Here is a 17,859-nt window from a genome sequence, read left to right on the forward strand (position 1 = left end):
TCTAATCCACCTTTGTTATCACTCCATCTTTTAAATGGATTACTTTGCTAGCATATTTAGTTAAATCGTCATCATGTGTTACCATTATTATTGTTTTATTTTCTTCATTAAGTTTCTTTAGTATATTCATAATTTCCTCTCTGGTTTTACTGTCTAGAGCGCCTGTTGGCTCATCAGCTAAAATCACGTAAGGATTATTAATGAGAGCTCTTGCTATTGCAATACGCTGTTGCTGTCCTCCAGATAATTGTGAAGGTGATTGCTTCTCTTTATGAAGCAATCCTACCGTATCTAAATATTTTTCTACAAGGTGTGCTCTTTCTTTTTTAGGTACATCAGTGCCTTCTTTGTAAAGCAAAGGAAGCTCAACATTCTGACCAATAGTCAATGAATCTATCAAATGAAACTGTTGAAATATAAACCCCAGATAACTATTTCTAAGTTCTGATCTTTCATTTTCACTAAGATGAGTAACATCCTTGCCATTAAACGCATATTTTCCATTATCAAAATGATCAAGAAAACCAAGAAGGTTTAAAAGTGTAGTTTTTCCGCTACCTGATTTCCCCATTATCATAACAAAGTCACCTTGCTCTATAGTTAAATTTATATCCTTCAATACGTGTAATTTAGAATCCTTTAACTTATAATACTTATTAATATTTGTTAACTCAATAAGATTACTCAACAGAAATACCTTCCTTCATTTCTTTAGTAGTTTTCGCTATACGGTCATTTTCATTTAGCCCACTAAGTACAACAACTTCTGATTCCACACCTTTTTTATAAGTAATTGCTTGTTTTTTTAACTTTTTATCCACAACCTTGAACACGTATTGCTTTCCAGCTTCCTCAAGTATTGCACTCTTTGGTATTTTCATATCTTCTTCTTTAAGTTTCACTGTGGCTTGCACATGAAAACCATTGATAACATCTGTTTGTGAATCCAAGGATACATTTGCATCATAATAAGATATAGCAGAAGCTCCACCTGTAGCACCTTGCGCCCCAGCCGCTGCATCTGGCGCTGCTGGACTATTTCCTACACTTTTCACCTTTCCTGTTATGGTTTTATTTATAGCGAATATAAGTATATCCACATTTTGATTTTCCTTTACCTTTGTTTGATCCTTTTCATTAATACTTCCTTTTACATAAACTGTAGTAGACTCTATTACAATATATGGTTTTGTCATATCTTTAGAATCATTTAATATTACTTTTCCATCTATTGGAGCTTTTATATAAGTATATTCTTTCTCTTTTGAATTTTTAAGCATCCCTTTTGAAGTATCAATTTGTGCTTGCACAGCATCTATTTGATCTGAGTAGCCACTAATTTGAGCCTCAGTACCTGCTGCAGCCGATGCACCCATGGCAGCGGGATCGACACCAGCCTGTTCTGCTTGTTGTTTTGCTTCTTCCTTCTGCTTTTCTAGAAGTTTTTTTGCTTCTTCTTGTTTATCGACTAATTTCTTTTTTTGATTGTTAGCATTAGTAATTTCTTGATTTCCCTTATCTATCTCATCTGTAACCAAACTGTTCCTGTATGTAAAAAGAGCATCGCCCTTATTTACTACTTGTCCATTCGTAACCGAAACCTTATTTATTGTTCCTTTTGTTTCATCTCTATATATATTTTCCGTTTTTTCAGGAACAACAACACCGTTTACAAATATTTTCTCTTTAGCCGGTATTGTATATAAAGCTACTTCTTTACCTTTCTTACCTGCTGAATCTTTATTGTTCTTAACTACATAGGCAATAATTCCAGATAGTATTATTACACCAATAATGCTTAAAAAAATAATATGTTTCTTTTTCATAGATTTCCCCCCTATAAATACACTTTAAACAAAAAAAATGTTAAACTAATAACAACTTTCAGAATTATTTTACCACATTCTTCTTTGGTTTACAACATTTGCAGGAAAGACTTCGTTTTATGATTTTTTTCTCATCCATAAATATGGTTTTATTCCTTATTTAAGCATACTTTATTTATATCATATTTCATAAAGATCTATAATTCAATACAAAATGCATTAATCGTCATTATTTAGACATAAACGGATTTTAATCTAATTATCTCCTTCTGAAGTCGATATTAAAATTAAATATATAAAAGTTAAAACGGTGAAATTTTATTTAAAAAATTTCACCGTTTATTTTACTCTAGATTCACTATATACTAATTAATATTATTGAACGCTATACATATCTTTGCTTTTCATATATTGAAATATAGATTCTCCACGCTTTTGTTCTTCTATTTGTTTTAATTGAATATCTTTATTTAATAGTTCTGTTGGTTTCATCCCTTTCATCATTAATCTCATGATGGTAAATTTAATTTCATCATATTTATTAAAAATAATTTCTGCTTTTTCAATATCATGATATACCTTCCAATAACCTACCATTTTACATTTAGCATTTGGATAATCAACAAAGGATACTACATCTTCTAGAGGATAGCCTAAAAAAATCCCAATTTCGTGAGGGCACATATTTTCGAATCTTTTGCCTAAAAGCAATAAACATTCCTTTATATTCATTTTTTCATTGTATCCAAATCTTTTTAAAAATTCCATGTTTTTATTATCGCTTATACTTAACTTGATTTTTTCTTTATTATAAAATAGTACAAACGTATTTGTTATATCCTTTTTTAATTCAAAGTAATCAATATCTAGTTTAGCTTTCACTTCATCTTTATATCTTTCCCATATGTTATTTAAGTTTCTATTACTATTACTAAAATTAATTAAAGATGATGTCTTATGCTTTTTAATAGTTGGTCCTGCATTACGTATTATTACTGAAAATAAATACTCCAAATCATCATAACCATCTACAATTTCTAACAATCCCCTTAACTCTACTATTCCCATAAAACACCCTCCATTAATTTCACAATAGTGTTAACACTATCAACTTCATATTAAGTTTACTTTTATTTTTTTGATAATAACGCACCTATTTCCTTACACCTTTCAATACCTTCTTTATCAGCATCGTTATTAATTATAAGTCCATCTACTATAATGTTAGCACCATATGTTTCCATTCTCTCTTGCCAATCCTCCATCCATTCTCCATTGCCCCATCCATAAGAACCAAATAAAATAGTGTTTTTGCCGCTTATTGCGCTCGCAATTGACTCAATAAATGGTTCCATTTCTGATTCCTCAAGCTGCTCTGAGCCCATAGATGGACATCCCAAAGCTACTCCATCTGCATTTATTACGTCCTCTACTTTTGCATCGTTCACATTAAGTAGTCTAACGTTTGCATCTGCATTTTTTGCCCCTTCCATAATCCCTACTGCCATAGCCTCTGTATTTCCTGTTCCGCTCCAATAAATAATAACTACATTTTTCAAATCAATTTCCTCCTCATATAAATATTTTGTACATTCATGTGGTAATAATTTCAATGCATTTTTAGACTTAATTTATATTATCTTATTGCATTGATATTGATTATCATTCTTGATTATATTATAATATATTTAAGTTAGAGGTTTTTTAAAATTATTACTGTCTTTTTTAAAAATATTAAGGAGATGCGATGAAAAATTTACTCAATCACACTGAACTGGTCTTAAGTATTGGAAATAACAACTTAGAAAATGCCAATGCCATATATATAAAAAAGATAAATATACTTTTATCTTCATCGAGTAGCCCAGATGAATTAAAAAAACTAATATATTCAATTAATATCTTTATATACACCTATTTCTGTATTAACAATTCAATCCCCTTGGAGGACTTATGCTATAAAAATCTTAAGCTAATGGACACTTGTCATTTGAAGGAAGACTTAATTTCTGTAGGAGAAAAAATTATTAAAAGCTACACGGAAGTCATTAATAATGGTAAAAAAGCATCAGAAAATGAAATTGTAAACAATGCTTTGGCTTATATCCACTCAAATATTGAGAAAAAAATAACCCTAGAAAAAGTTGCAACTCACATTCATATAAGTAGTAACTATCTATGTTATCTTTTTAAAGTGAACACCGGTTTTAAATTTTGTGAATATATAAACATATATAGAATAAATGTGGCAAAAGATATCCTAGATAATTCCTCTTATCCTTTAGATGTGATTTCTACTAAATCCGGGTTTAATAGTCAAAGTCATTTTTGTACCACCTTCAAGAAATATGTAAGTGTTTCACCTAATGAATATAGAAAAAGGACATATTAATAGAAACTAGAATATTACATTTTTTATATTAGGAAATAAATTAGGAATTCTCGCTTATGGTATTTCGTCTATATCATTAATTATTTGGGCAATAATTTTTATTAATAAAAAAAAGAAAAGCTTTGAAACAAAGTAAAGTTTTATTAAAAAGCCTTCTTTCCACTTGTTTAAATGAAAAGAAGGCTTTTTATATATTCTTTATTTTGTTTCATATATCTTATCAAAGGAGTATTTTATATATAGGAATTATAAATAGACTTAACAACGTGGATAGAGCAATCATAATAGCAGCATATTGGTAATCTGCATCGTAAGATTTTGACACTATAGCAGTAGTAGTCATTACTGGCATAGCTGCTTGAATAATAAATATATTTTTCATGATTTGAGGTAAAGGAATGAATTTACATATTAACACTACCAGTAGTGGCGATATTATAAATCTTCCCAATAAAACGCCCCACATATCCTTATTAAAACGTATTCCTTTTAAATTTACATAATAAATTGTGTTACCAATAAACAACATAGATAGAGGGGTAGTTAAATTTCCGAAATATTTACAAGTATCCATTAGGAATGCAGGTACAGGAATAGCTAAAAGTATTAATATTATAGCTACTACAAATCCCATTAGAGGAGGTGAAAATATTCTTTTTAAAGTATCCGGTGATGCAAATTTATTAGATCCGCCATTCCCATCTTTACTTATTTCAAAAACACCTATAGTCCAAAAGAATGTAGTATTAACTATATAGTATATCAAAACATAAGGAACACATTTTGAACCAAATAAGGCTAGATTTACTGGCAATCCGATAAATATACTATTAGATACAAAGAACATAGATGCAAAGGAACCACGTCTATTTTTCGTAACATTAAAAACTTTTACAAAGGTCTTGCCAATTAAATAAGTAAGAGCTATTGAAATTATTGGAACTATAATACCCTTCCCTAAACTTAAAAGCTTTGCCCTGTCAAAATCCTTCATAAGATTGCTAATCATCAAAGCCGGCAACGCTACATTGATAACAATTTTTGCGAATAGCTTTGCACCGGACTTATCCATCCATTTTTTTTTCGTTAGCCACCATCCAATAGCTATCATTATAACAATACTAAATATACTACCAAAAGCATTTAAAAGTTCCATAAATACCCCCCCTTTTAATTGTCGTATTAATTATAATGATTTATTTCTTACATATAGACTTTGTAGCAATAATATCTACGCCAAGACCCAACACATTGTTAATAATCACTTGTTCAATTTCTATAGGTGCATCAGCTTCTATATTCTTAATTTCTTTCATAACATCAAATATCCTATTTTTAGGAATAGATGTTGTTGTCCTTACACTAACCAGTGGCATTTCTCCATTATTTACTTTAACTAATGATGAAATAGTTCTCTTAGGATTTTGTATTTCTTGCGTTGCATATGCTATTCCTTTTTTACAGGAAGCTCCAGTTACATTTTTGATAATGTTTTCTTCTAGTTCTAAAGTTAATTCACAACCATTAGGACAAACTATACATGTCATTTCTCTATTCATTGTGATACCACCACCTTAATGTTTTCTTCACTAATAATATCCTCTTTTTTTAATGTTAAGCGTATCATTTCTGCAGGATTCAATTTTTTAAAGTTCCTTGTTTTAATCACTTTTTCGCCCTGCACAATTTCTATAACTCCATCTCTTGAAGGCCTACTAACCCTTAAAGTTACCTCTACATCTTGCTTCCCACTTATTTTTTGTGGAACTACATTATTAATAGTTTTATCTGTTGTTATTAAAATATGACTTTCATTTTGTTTTTCATTTCTTATATATTTTGCTGCTGCCTTAGCAAGATTTTCTCCTTCATCAGATACAAAATCCACTAAATCATGCACATGAAGCACATTGCCAGCTGCATAAATTCCTTCTACGTTAGTTTGTAAATTTTCGTCCACAATAGGTCCTTTAGTTCGTTCATCAATTTTCACTCCAGCTTTAAGAGATAACTCATTTTCAGGAATAAGACCAACAGATAGTATTAATGTATCACATTGATATTCTATTTCTGTGCCTGAAATAATTTGTCCATTCTTATCTAATTCACTCACTGTTACTGCTTGCAATCTTTCTTTTCCTTTGATGTTTGTTACCGTATGACCTAAATATAAGGGAATATTATAGTCATTTAAACATTGTTCTATATTTCTTGGCAATCCACTAGGATAAGGTAATTTTTCTATTACGGCCAATACTTTTGCTCCTTCTAGTGTGAGTCTCCTTGCCATTATAAGTCCGATATCTCCAGAACCTAGTATAACAATTCTTTTTCCAACCATAATATTTTTTAGGTTCATATAGCTTTGAACTACTCCAGCAGTAAATACACCTGCAGGTCTTGTCCCAGGTATGCTTATAGCTCCTCTTGTTCTTTCTCTACACCCCATGGTGAGCACCACTACTTTAGCTTTATATTTTTTTAGCCCTTCCCTTGTAACTGCTGTAACCTCCTTGTTATTTGTAATATTTATTACAGTCGCTCCTGTTTGTAATTCAATATTGTCTTTTTTTACCTGCTTTACAAATCTAGCCGCATATTCAGGACCGCTAAGCGCCTGCTTAAATCTTTGTAAACCAAAACCATCATGAATACATTGTTTTAATATTCCACCAAGCTTTTCTTCTCTTTCTAATATTAAAACATCTTCTATACCTTCTTCTTTTAGTTTTAGAGCTGCTGCAAGTCCAGCTGGGCCACCACCAATTATAACTGCTTGCTTTTGAATTACTTCCATTGTCTTACCTCCCCAGAAAACATTTTTCCATTTTCTCTTAAATAAGTTATTTCATCTACTTTTTTATTTTTTTCTTTCATAATTATTTCTGCAATTCTAGTTTGACAATACCCACCTTGGCATCTTCCCATCATAGATCTTGTTCTATATTTAATGCCTGTTAATGTATCTACTCCTAATGGATTTCTTATTGCTTGTATAATTTCTGCTTTTGTAACGTTCTCACATCTACAAATAATTTCTCCATAATCTGAATTTTCTTTTATAAGTGCATCTTGTTTTTCTTCAGATTGTTCTATAAACTTTACTACTGCATTTCTTATAGGATTGAATTTTTTATTTTCTTTTAAATCTTCCTTGTTCTTAATTTTTTCTACTACATATTCTGCAATTGGGACTGCTGAAGTGAGTCCTGGCGATTCAATTCCAATTAAGTTAATTACATTAGGGATTTCCTTTCTTTCTTCTATTACAAAATCTGCATATCCACCTTTTTCTTTACTAACAAGCTTTGGTCTAATGCCTGTGAAATTTCTAATAAAATGTTCTCTTTTAATTTGAGGCAATATTTTTGTGCCTTCTTTTATAAGCATGTCCATAACATCCTCAGTTGATGAATAGTTATCATTTTCATCTATATACTGAGCACTTGGTCCGATAAATATATTGCCATGAATTGAAGGCGTAAGATGTACACCAAGACCTCCCTCTTTCTTATTAGGAACTGGATAGGCTGGAATTTCAAGAAACTTGCCTATGCTTTGATCAAGAATAAAATATTCTCCTCTACATGGATATATTGTATAATCTGTAACACCAACCATACCTGCTATTTTATCAGAATTTAATCCAGCACTATTAATTATCCATCTACTATAATAAGTTTCTCCATTTTTTGTAGTAATTTTATAACAACTTTCTTTTTTTTCAATGTTAATTACCTCTCTATCTAAATAAAAATCCACACCATTTTGGCAAGCATTTTCTGCTAATGCAATTGTATATATAAATGGATCCAATACACCTGTCATTGGAGAATATAAAGCTGCTGTCCCTTCTACATTAGGTGCTAATTCTTTAATTTTTTCACGACCTACAATTTCAAGACCTGGAACTCCATTTTTTTCTCCTAGTGCTTTTAAATCTTTTAATCCTTCCATATCTTCTTCACTAAAGCCTATTACAAGTTTCCCCGTTCTTTTAAAGGGTATATCTAATTCTTTTGCAACTTTATCAAATCCTAAGCATCCTTGCACACAAAATTTTGCCATAAGTGTGCCAGGTTTGCTGTTAAATCCTGCATGAAGCACTCCACTGTTCCTACCACTTGTCTCACATACTACATCTAGTTCTTTCTCTAATACACCTATATTAATTTCATATTTTGAAAGTTCCCTTGCAATTGCACTACCGACTACTCCTGATCCGATAACGATTACATCATATTGTTGCTTTTTCAATTACATCACCCCTTACTCTATTTTCAATAATATAAATATTTAAGTTGATTGATTATACTAAATTAACTCAATACTATCTTAACTATTTATAAATATATTGTCAATAAACATTTTGAATATTTAACCAATTACGACTATTCAACTTACCTTGTTATTAATAAAAGAAAAACCCTCAAACTAATTAAATAGTCTGAGGGAATGTAATATTAACAATAGTTGATACTATTATATTTTAAGGATCTTTTCAAGTTGTATTTGCATCTCATTTTTTGCACATTTAGTTTTATGAAGCACTGGTCTTGTTTCTAAATCCTTTATCCCTACTGGAATATCGACCTTTGTTATTTTACTAAGTTCCATTATTAATTCAAAGTCATTTAACCCTATGTATTTTGCATCTATTGATTTCATAACATCTGGCGTAAATTTATATGGGCTTGCCGTCGACACAATAACTGTCTTCGCACTATCCTTTGTTGCTTTTAAATATTTTTGATAAACCGCATAGGAAACTGCAGTATGTGTATCAATTACATAATTAGTAGTTTGATAAACCTCAGTTATTGCCTTTTCAGTATCCTCCTCACTTGCATAGCCTCCAAAGAAATCCTTTAGCCCTTTTTTCATATCATCATCAATCTCATATTTACCATCTTTTTTAAGCTTATTCATAAGGTCTTTTATCTTACTTGAATCTTCCCCACTTATAGCATATAGAAGTCTTTCAAGGTTACTTGAAATCAATATATCCATTGAAGGCGACATAGTAATTACAAAATCCCTTACCCTATCATATGTTCCTGTATTTATAAAATCAAATAATACTTTATTTTCATTTGAAGCACAAATTAGCTTTTTAATTGGTAATCCCATTTTCTTTGCATAGTATCCTGCCAATATATCGCCAAAATTACCAGTAGGAACACAGAAATTTATCTCTTCCCCTATTTTTATGTCTCCCATATTACAAAGCTGAGCATATGAATAGAAATAATATACAACCTGTGGTATTAGTCTTCCAATATTTATTGAATTAGCTGATGAGAACATTTTATTGTTTTCTTCTAATCGCTTGAGAAGTCCCTCATCTGTAAGCATCTGCTTAACTCCATTTTGTGCATCATCAAAGTTTCCCTCAATTCCTATTACAAAAGTATTATCCCCAGATTGCGTTAACATCTGTCTTTTTTGAATCTCACTAACACCCTCCTGTGGAAAAAAGACTATTATCTTTGTGCCTTCTACATTTGCAAAACCTTCTAGTGCTGCTTTGCCTGTATCACCAGATGTGGCCGTAAGAATAACCATTTCTTTATCAATGTTTAACTTCTTTACTGCATTTTTTAAAAGATAAGGTAATATTGATAAAGCCATATCCTTAAATGCTAAAGTTGGTCCATGGTATAATTCTAAAAAATATGATTTACCATGCTTTGAAATCGGCGCAATAGCTGACACATCAAACTTTTCATCATAAGCCATATCTATAGACTCTAATAAATCCTTTTCCTCATAATCAGTTAAAAATTCTTTCATTATAGTAAATGCTAATTCTTTATAATTCATATTACATAATTCGGCAAGTCCTATAGTTAACTTTGGTATTGATGTTGGTACAAAAAGTCCCCCATCCTCGCTTAGTCCTCTTGCAATAGCTTCTGCGGATTTTACTTCTTTTTCATTTCCGCGAGTACTCTTATAATATATTTGTTTCATAAATTTTTTTCCCCCTATATACTGCCTTTTATAAAGTAATCCATTAACTTATATCCTTCCGGAAAATATAGTCCTGTCTCTTTAGCCGCGAATTCATTATAAGAGCCATTTAGGTTGTCCTTTTCTTTATTACTTTCATATATTAAAAACGGAACCGGCTCTCCTGTATGAGTCCTAAGTACAAGTGGTGTAAGATGATCTGGGAGTATTATCATTTTATAATCTTCACCAGTTCTATCCATTTCATCTTTTATAACCTTTACTATTTGATTGTCTATATACTCTATGGCTTTATATTTATTTTCTATTTCACATCTATGTCCACATTCATCTGGAGCTTCAACATGAATATAAACAAAATCATTCCCCTTTGCCATTTCGCCTAGAGCGGCCTCTGCTTTACCTTTAAAATTAGTATTAATATTTCCAGTAGCCCCTTCTACATCAATAATGTCCATCCCTGCACACATTCCTATTCCTTTTATTAAATCAACAGCAGAAATTACTGAGCCTTTTAAATTATATTTTTTATAAAAGCTAGATAAGAGCGGTTTCTTTCCTTCACCCCATATCCATATTGAATTAGCTGGCTTTAGTCCCCTTGCTATTCTCTTTTTATTTATATCATGCCCTGATAAAAATTCGAAGCTTTTTTTCATCATTTCTTCAAATATTTCACTACCAATTCCTTTAGGCATATAATCCTTTACATTTTTATCTAAAATGTCGTGTGGTGGTGTAAGTTTCCAAGAGTATGGTCCGTTATCCCATATCATAAGATGCCTATAGCCAATACCTGGATAAAACTTTATCGCCTCAGCGTTTAAATACTCACTTAATTCTTTTATTAATATTCCTGCCTCTTGCGTTGTAATTTCATCAGAACTATGGTCAATCATAGTTTTTTCCTCATAGGGCTGGTCGTCAGATACCGTTACCAAATTACATCTAAATGTTACATCTGTATCTAACATTTGGACTCCCATGCTTGCTGCTTCAAATGGTGAACGTCCACTATAGTACACAATTGGATCATATCCAAAAACAGCCATGTTTGCTGTATCGCTTCCTGCCGGCATACCCTCTGGCACAGTTTTAGCTAATCCTTGAGTGCCGTGCTTTGCCATATAATCTATAGTAGGTGTATTAGCGTATTGAAGAGGTGTTTTGTCGTTAAGCTCTTTCACAGGATAATCTGCCATTCCATCTCCTAGTACTACAATATATTTCATATTAACGCTCCTTTTTATAATTATTTATTATATGAATTCACCATAAGCATCTGACTATTATTCTTTATACTACAATAAGTAAAAAAGAGCTTTATCAAATTATTGTTTTTTATTTTAACTCATATAAGGTCATATGTCAATGCAAACATACATTTCATAAATATTCATAAATTATATTATATTTGCAATTATTGTGTTTATACTCTATTCTAAAAGTAAAACTGATTGGAGCGTACTATGGTAATTGATAAACAAGAAGTATTAAGATATTTAGGCTATAAAAATCAAATTATTAATAAGACTATAATTGATTTAGTTGATGAATGTTGCGATGAGATTATTGACATATGTAAAGAAAATTTTGTATATGAAATTTTTGATATTGAAAGAAAAAACGATCAGATTTTCCTCTTGGGTAGTACGTTAGTTTTAAAAGATACAGATATAATAAATCTTCTAGTAAATTCAAGAAAATGTGTGGTTATGGCCGCAACATTAGGGGTAAATGTGGATAGTAGAATATCTTACTATTCAAGATTTAATATTACAAAGGGTTTAATTATGGATGCCTGTGCAACCACCGCAATAGAAACCTTATGTAATGAGTTGCAAGATGAGATTATGAAAAATGCTTTAATAAATAATTTGCATATTACAACTAGATATAGTCCTGGTTATGGAGACTTCTCTATTGATAATGGGTCAGAAATATTAAATGTTTTAGATGCTTATAAAAAAATAGGACTATCTATTACTGAAAATAGTATCATGATACCAAGAAAATCGGTAACAGCACTTATAGGACTTAGTGAAGTTGCAAGTTTAAAATCAATTGATAAATCACAAAAATGTAAAATTTGTAAAAATAAAAATTGTGAATTCAGAAAGGATGGTAGATATTGTGTGTAGAAAAATAAACTTTAATAACTTTTTATTATTTGATGGAGCTATGGGAACAATGCTGCAAAAATACGGAATTAAGATGGGTGAATTACCAGAAAGCTATAATATATTACACCCAGAAATCATTGAAAAAATACATGGAGAATACTTAGATGCAGGAAGTGACGTTATTACCACAAATACATTTGGTGCAAATAGTTATAAGCTTAAAAATACGCAATATACCGTTGAGGATATTGTTGGAAGTGCCGTGAGAATTGCAAGAAAAGCGGCTGGTGATAATCTTGTTGCACTTGATATTGGCCCTATTGGTCAATTAATGGAGCCACTTGGAACGTTATCATTTAATAATGCATATGAGGCTTTTGCAGAGCAGATTAAAATAGGCTCTAGGGAAGGCGCTGATATAATTCTTATTGAGACAATGTCAGATATTTATGAGGCAAAGGCCGCCATTCTTGCGGCAAAAGAAAATAGTTCTCTTCCAATAGTATGTACAATGTCATATCAAGGTGACGAGCGCACATTAACGGGAACAGACCCAATAACTATGGTGAACGTACTTCAAGGCCTTGGAGTAGATGCAATTGGAGTAAATTGTTCTTTAGGACCAAATGAAATGCTTCCAATAATAACAAAAATACTTAAGTACTCAAGTATTCCTGTTATAGTCCAACCTAATGCAGGGCTTCCTAAACTTGTAAATGGAGACGCAGTTTTCGATGTTCAGGCACATGAATTTGCGCAGTATGCAAAAATTATGGCAGAAATGGGTGTTACGATTTTCGGTGGATGCTGTGGCACCGCTTGCGAGCATATAACAGCTATAAAGACTGAGCTTAAAAAATTAAAGCCTGTACGCCGTGATGTTAAAAGAATAACAGCAGTAAGTTCCCCCTCTTTAACAGTAGTTCTTGGAGGACAAATAAAAATTATCGGTGAGCGTATAAATCCTACAGGCAAAAAGAAACTTAAAGAGGCTTTAAAAAATAATAATATGGACTATATACTCTATGAAGCTATTAATCAAAGAGATGCAGGAGCAGATATACTAGATGTAAATGTGGGACTTCCTGAAATCGACGAGCATGAGGTTATGATACGAACAATAAAAGAATTACAAAGTGTAATAAATCTTCCCCTTCAAATTGATAGTGTTAGATGTGACGTAATTGAGTCAGCAGTGAGAATATATAACGGAAAACCACTAATAAACTCTGTTAATGGTAAAGACGAAGTAATGGCTTCCATATTTCCAATTGTTAAAAAATATGGTGCCTGTGTAATAGGTTTAACTATTGACAAGGATGGCATTCCCAAAACGGCTGAAGGCAGGCTTAAAATAGCCCAAAAAATTGTACAAAAGGCTGAAGAGTATGGAATAGATAAATCAGATATTATAATAGATTGTCTTGTTTTAACTGCATCAGCGCAGCAAAGTGAAATTAAAGAGACAATTCGAGCAGTTGAACTTGTTAAATCTAAGCTAGGAGTTAAAACTACTCTTGGAGTAAGCAATGTATCATTTGGTTTACCACAAAGAGAACTATTAAATAGAACGTTCCTTGCTGCAGCATTAACCGCTGGCCTTGATGCACCAATACTCAATCCTCTATCCCCCGATATGATGGCGACTATTAATGCATTTAATGTTTTATGGAATAAAGATAAAGCTTCAAAAAAATATATAGATGCTTATTCATCCTTTGAAGGAAAACCAGCTGGTAAAGAAGTTGTAAATGCTAAAGATTTAAATCAAATTATTATTGATGGTTTGAAAGAGGAATCTTCGAAAATAACAAAAGAACTTTTGAAAACTATGTCAGAACTTGAAGTTGTAAACAAATATCTAATTCCATCACTTGATATTGTGGGCCAAAAATATGAAAGCGGAGAAATATTCCTTCCTCAATTATTACAATCTGCAGAAGCTGTAAAGAAATCTTTTGAAGTAATCAAAGAAAGAATGATGGCAAGCACCGATAAAAAACTTAGCAAAGGTACAATTGTGCTTGCAACTGTTAAAGGGGATATACACGATATAGGAAAAAACATAGTGAAAATCCTACTCGAAAACTATGGATTTGAGGTAATTGACCTTGGTAAAGATGTACACGAGGATATAGTTGTTAATGCAGTCCGCAGCGGAAACATTAAATTAGTTGGTTTAAGTGCACTTATGACCACAACAGTTAGGAGCATGGGTGAAACAATAAAAGCACTTAGAGACAATAACTTGAATTGCACTGTTCTTGTTGGAGGCGCTGTCTTAAATGATGAGTATGCAAAAATGATAGGAGCAGATTATTATGCAAAAGATGCAACTCAAACTGTAAAATTTGCCAGAAATTTATTCGAATGTGAATAAGAGTGCATCCTATGAACCTTCGACCGCGTGACTCGAAATAAGAGCTTGAAACGTGAAATTCCATTAAGAAATTCTAATCTTTTGCAAATATTAAATTCTCTGACGCTCACATTCAGCATACGGCCGGTTCACTAGCCTGACTTCCTGTCAGGCTCACGAGTATTTAATATTGGCAAAACAAGAATTTCTAAATGGAATTTCAATGTTTCTGCGCTTCTTATTTCGAGTCACTCTGGTCGATAGTTCATACCATTATGCATATCTATATTCAATGTCGGGACCCTTGCTCGACCCTGGAAGGAAATCGAAGGACGAAAAAATCCATTAAATTGTTGATTGTTTTTATTCTATTAATTAAATGATTCTATTCTTATTATACTTTCTATTTTGTTTACATTTTCTAGTTCTTTTATTTTTTCTAATGAATTTCGTATGTTCTTTTCTTCACTCTTATGTGTAATAAATGCCAATATTACGTAATTTTCAAGCATTACATCTTGAGTAACTGATACGATGCTAACATTGTTATTTCCAAAAATTTTTGCTGTGTCTCCTAAAACTCCTGCCTTGTCTTTAACATTAAGTCTGATATAGAATTCTGATTCATTTTCTTCTGATTTTTTCACCCTTTTAAAATCATCTTCGTCACTTAGGGCCCTTGCATCAGAAGGCTTTACATTGTTTCTTAATATGGATATTATATCACCTACAACTGCACTCCCAGTTGGTAAATCTCCAGCACCTTTTCCATATAGCATTAAATCTCCAACTGCATTTCCTTTTATCATAATCGCATTAAATGCATCGGCTACATTTGCCATTGGGTGGCTCGAAGGTATCATGGTTGGATGTACTCTTAGCTCTAATTTGTTATTTTCTTCTTTAGCTATTGCTAAAAGCTTTATTGTATAACCAAATTTTTTAGCATATTCTATATCTATATCACTAATACTTCTTATTCCTTCTCTGTAAATACAATCATGGTCTACCTTAGTTCCAAATGCTAGAGAAGACATTATCGCAAGCTTATATACAGCATCAAAGCTATCAACATCAGAGGTTGGATCTGCTTCAGCATAACCCTTTTCTTGAGCCTCTTTTAGTGCCTCATCAAAACTAATTCCATCCATTGTCATTTTGCTTAATATGTAATTAGTTGTTCCATTTATAATTCCAATTATCTGTTCAATCCTATTAGCTGTAAGACTTTCATTTATTTCGCGTATTATTGGAATTCCACCAGCCACACTTGCTTCATAATAAAATAATACATTTTCTTCCTCTGCTGTTTTAAATAACTCTTCACTCCAGTTCGCGATAACTAATTTATTAGCAGTTACAATATGTTTTTTAGCTTTCATTGCGCGTATCATATACTCCTTAGCTTCTTTTCTTCCACCAATAAGCTCAACCACAATTTTTATACTTTCATCATTTATAATATCATCAATATTATCTGTTAATATTTCCTTAGGTACATCTATATCTCTTTTTTTATTTATATCTTTTACGAGTATTTTAGCAACTTCTATTTCATAATTTGAACGTTTCATTATTTCTTTTCTATTTTCGTGAAGTATTTTCCATACCCCTGTCCCAACATTTCCAAAACCTAAAATCGCTATTTTTACCTTTTCCATATTAATTTCCCCCTTTTAAATCGCCTCTTGCGGCTCTTAAATATTATTTCTTCTCCACAGGTAATTATTAATTTTCAAATGCTTTATAAACTGCCCTAATTGCATTTTCAAGATCCTCGTTTTCTATACCAATAATTATACTTAACTCACTTGACCCTTGATTGATCATTCTAATATTTATATCATATTTTGATAATGCGCTAAGTACTTTAGCAGATATTCCCTTCGTTCTTATAATACCCTCTCCAACCACTGACATTAAAGCCATATTTGGGTGAATTATTAATGAATCTGGACTACATTGATTTTCAATTTCTTCTAATATTTCATCAATTTTATTCTCTAATTCAGAATCGTCAATTACCAATGAAATTGAATCTATCCCTGATGGGATATGCTCAAAAGATACATTATTACTTTCTAGAATTGAAAGAATCCTGCGACGATATCCTATATCTTTGTTCATAAGTGTCTTTTCCATTGCTATTACTGTAAAATCTTTTTTTCCTGCTATCCCTGTAATGTTTCCAACTTTAATTTCTGATTTATTACTTAAAATAAAGGTTCCATTATCTGCTGGCTTATTAGTATTTTTTATGTTTATTGCGATTCCATGATTTTTAACTGGAAAAACTGCTTCTTCATGAAAAACATTTGCACCCATATATGAAAGTTCCCTAAGTTCTTTATATGTTACCTCTTCAATAAGTTTGGGATTATTAACAATACTAGGGTCCGCCATTAAGAGACCTGACACATCTGTCCAGTTTTCATATAGCTTCGCACCTACACCTCTAGCAATTATTGCCCCGGTAATGTCTGACCCACCTCTTGAAAAGGTTCTTATTTCACCGTCTTTGGAAGAACCATAAAATCCTGGAATTACCGCTTTTTCTACTTTTGATAACCTAGTCTTTACGGCGTCGTAGGTTGCCTTTTCATCCAATCGTCCACTTTTCTTTAAAAAAATAATCTCAGCAGCATCAATAAATTCGTACCCCAAATATTCAGCTAATATTAAAGCATTAAAATACTCTCCCCTACTTGCTATAAATTCTTCTGAAGCTCCATTAATTATTTTTTCTTTAAGTTCTCTTAAATTTTTTGACATATCAATAGAAATCTTTAATTCACTACATAAAACAGTATATCTTTCTTCAATTAATTTAAATAATTCATCAAATGGTAATGATTTTTTTACATGCTCATGGCACAAATATAAAAGATCTGTAATCTTATAATCACCTTTATTTCTTTTCCCAGGAGCTGATGGCACAACATAACGCCGCCTAACATCCGACAAGACAATATCTTTTACTTTTTGAAATTGTTTACTATCGCATACTGAACTCCCACCAAACTTTGCAACTATAACCTCCATAATTTTTACCCCCTAAATGTCTTAACTTTAAAAAACCTATGAATTCCAACTTACAGAAGGCACGTATATATTACCTCTTATAAAAAAATTCATTAACCCATCTCCTGCAGAGCTGAAATGTACTTATATTCCTTTCAGAAAATG

Annotated in this window: 15 protein-coding genes; 3 read left to right on the forward strand and 12 right to left on the reverse strand. The window is 31.6% G+C overall.

Annotation, left to right across the window (positions count from 1 at the left end; translation table 11 throughout):
• Position 1 precedes the first annotated feature (1 nt).
• From ACWJJT_RS06515 to ACWJJT_RS06530, 4 genes are all read right to left on the reverse strand, one after another.
• Positions 2-691, reverse strand: a complete 690-nt coding sequence (locus tag ACWJJT_RS06515; RefSeq protein ID WP_202881874.1) for an ABC transporter ATP-binding protein — start codon at positions 689-691, stop codon at positions 2-4.
• Positions 681-1,826, reverse strand: a complete 1,146-nt coding sequence (locus ACWJJT_RS06520) for an efflux RND transporter periplasmic adaptor subunit (RefSeq protein ID WP_462956405.1) — start codon at positions 1,824-1,826, stop codon at positions 681-683. The genes ACWJJT_RS06515 and ACWJJT_RS06520 overlap by 11 nt, the downstream gene beginning before the upstream one ends.
• Positions 1,827-2,201: 375 nt before the next feature.
• Entirely contained in the window at positions 2,202-2,894 is a 693-nt protein-coding gene (locus tag ACWJJT_RS06525; protein ID WP_462956406.1) for a DUF3793 family protein, read from the reverse strand.
• A gap of 62 nt (positions 2,895-2,956) precedes the next feature.
• Positions 2,957-3,385, reverse strand: coding sequence for a flavodoxin (locus tag ACWJJT_RS06530; protein ID WP_462956407.1), 429 nt, complete (start codon positions 3,383-3,385; stop codon positions 2,957-2,959).
• Between the two features lie 188 nt (positions 3,386-3,573).
• Here ACWJJT_RS06530 and ACWJJT_RS06535 point away from each other — a divergent pair, with 188 nt between their 5' ends.
• Positions 3,574-4,218, forward strand: a complete 645-nt coding sequence (locus tag ACWJJT_RS06535; RefSeq protein WP_462956408.1) for a helix-turn-helix transcriptional regulator — start codon at positions 3,574-3,576, stop codon at positions 4,216-4,218.
• A gap of 220 nt (positions 4,219-4,438) precedes the next feature.
• Here the strand turns inward: ACWJJT_RS06535 and ACWJJT_RS06540 are convergent, their stop codons facing one another.
• The 6 genes from ACWJJT_RS06540 to ACWJJT_RS06565 all read right to left on the reverse strand — a co-directional run bounded on the left by ACWJJT_RS06540 (position 4,439) and on the right by ACWJJT_RS06565 (position 11,423).
• A complete protein-coding gene (locus tag ACWJJT_RS06540) occupies positions 4,439-5,374 on the reverse strand; it encodes an AEC family transporter (RefSeq protein WP_462956409.1) in 936 nt (311 codons plus the stop codon).
• Between the two features lie 40 nt (positions 5,375-5,414).
• Positions 5,415-5,777 (reverse strand): DUF1667 domain-containing protein, encoded by a 363-nt coding sequence (locus ACWJJT_RS06545; protein WP_216302869.1) that lies wholly within the window; start codon positions 5,775-5,777, stop codon positions 5,415-5,417.
• Positions 5,774-7,015, reverse strand: coding sequence for an NAD(P)/FAD-dependent oxidoreductase (locus ACWJJT_RS06550; protein ID WP_462956410.1), 1,242 nt, complete (start codon positions 7,013-7,015; stop codon positions 5,774-5,776). The genes ACWJJT_RS06545 and ACWJJT_RS06550 overlap by 4 nt, the downstream gene beginning before the upstream one ends.
• Positions 7,006-8,475: an FAD-dependent oxidoreductase gene (locus ACWJJT_RS06555; protein WP_462956411.1), complete on the reverse strand. Its 1,470-nt coding sequence runs from the start codon at positions 8,473-8,475 to the stop codon at positions 7,006-7,008. The genes ACWJJT_RS06550 and ACWJJT_RS06555 overlap by 10 nt, the downstream gene beginning before the upstream one ends.
• A 225-nt stretch (positions 8,476-8,700) precedes the next feature.
• Positions 8,701-10,191: a threonine synthase gene (thrC, locus tag ACWJJT_RS06560; protein ID WP_462956412.1), complete on the reverse strand. Its 1,491-nt coding sequence runs from the start codon at positions 10,189-10,191 to the stop codon at positions 8,701-8,703.
• Between the two features lie 14 nt (positions 10,192-10,205).
• Positions 10,206-11,423, reverse strand: coding sequence for a cofactor-independent phosphoglycerate mutase (locus tag ACWJJT_RS06565; RefSeq protein WP_462956413.1), 1,218 nt, complete (start codon positions 11,421-11,423; stop codon positions 10,206-10,208).
• A 237-nt stretch (positions 11,424-11,660) separates the two neighbouring features.
• On the opposite strand from ACWJJT_RS06565, the gene ACWJJT_RS06570 reads away from it, so the two are divergent.
• Positions 11,661-12,332 carry a vitamin B12 dependent-methionine synthase activation domain-containing protein gene (locus ACWJJT_RS06570; protein ID WP_462956414.1) on the forward strand — a complete coding sequence of 224 codons (672 nt, stop codon included), beginning with the start codon at positions 11,661-11,663 and terminating at the stop codon, positions 12,330-12,332.
• Complete coding sequence (locus ACWJJT_RS06575; RefSeq protein WP_462956752.1) at positions 12,313-14,694, forward strand: homocysteine S-methyltransferase family protein; 2,382 nt, start codon at positions 12,313-12,315, stop codon at positions 14,692-14,694. Before ACWJJT_RS06570 ends, ACWJJT_RS06575 begins: the two co-directional genes overlap by 20 nt.
• Positions 14,695-15,044: 350 nt before the next feature.
• Here the strand turns inward: ACWJJT_RS06575 and ACWJJT_RS06580 are convergent, their stop codons facing one another.
• Positions 15,045-16,334, reverse strand: a complete 1,290-nt coding sequence (locus tag ACWJJT_RS06580; protein WP_462956415.1) for a homoserine dehydrogenase — start codon at positions 16,332-16,334, stop codon at positions 15,045-15,047.
• Positions 16,335-16,401: 67 nt separating this feature from the next.
• Positions 16,402-17,715 carry an aspartate kinase gene (locus ACWJJT_RS06585; RefSeq protein WP_462956416.1) on the reverse strand — a complete coding sequence of 438 codons (1,314 nt, stop codon included), beginning with the start codon at positions 17,713-17,715 and terminating at the stop codon, positions 16,402-16,404.
• Between the last annotated feature and the right edge of the window lie 144 nt (positions 17,716-17,859).

This window comes from Clostridium sp. CM041 (assembly GCF_055081035.1).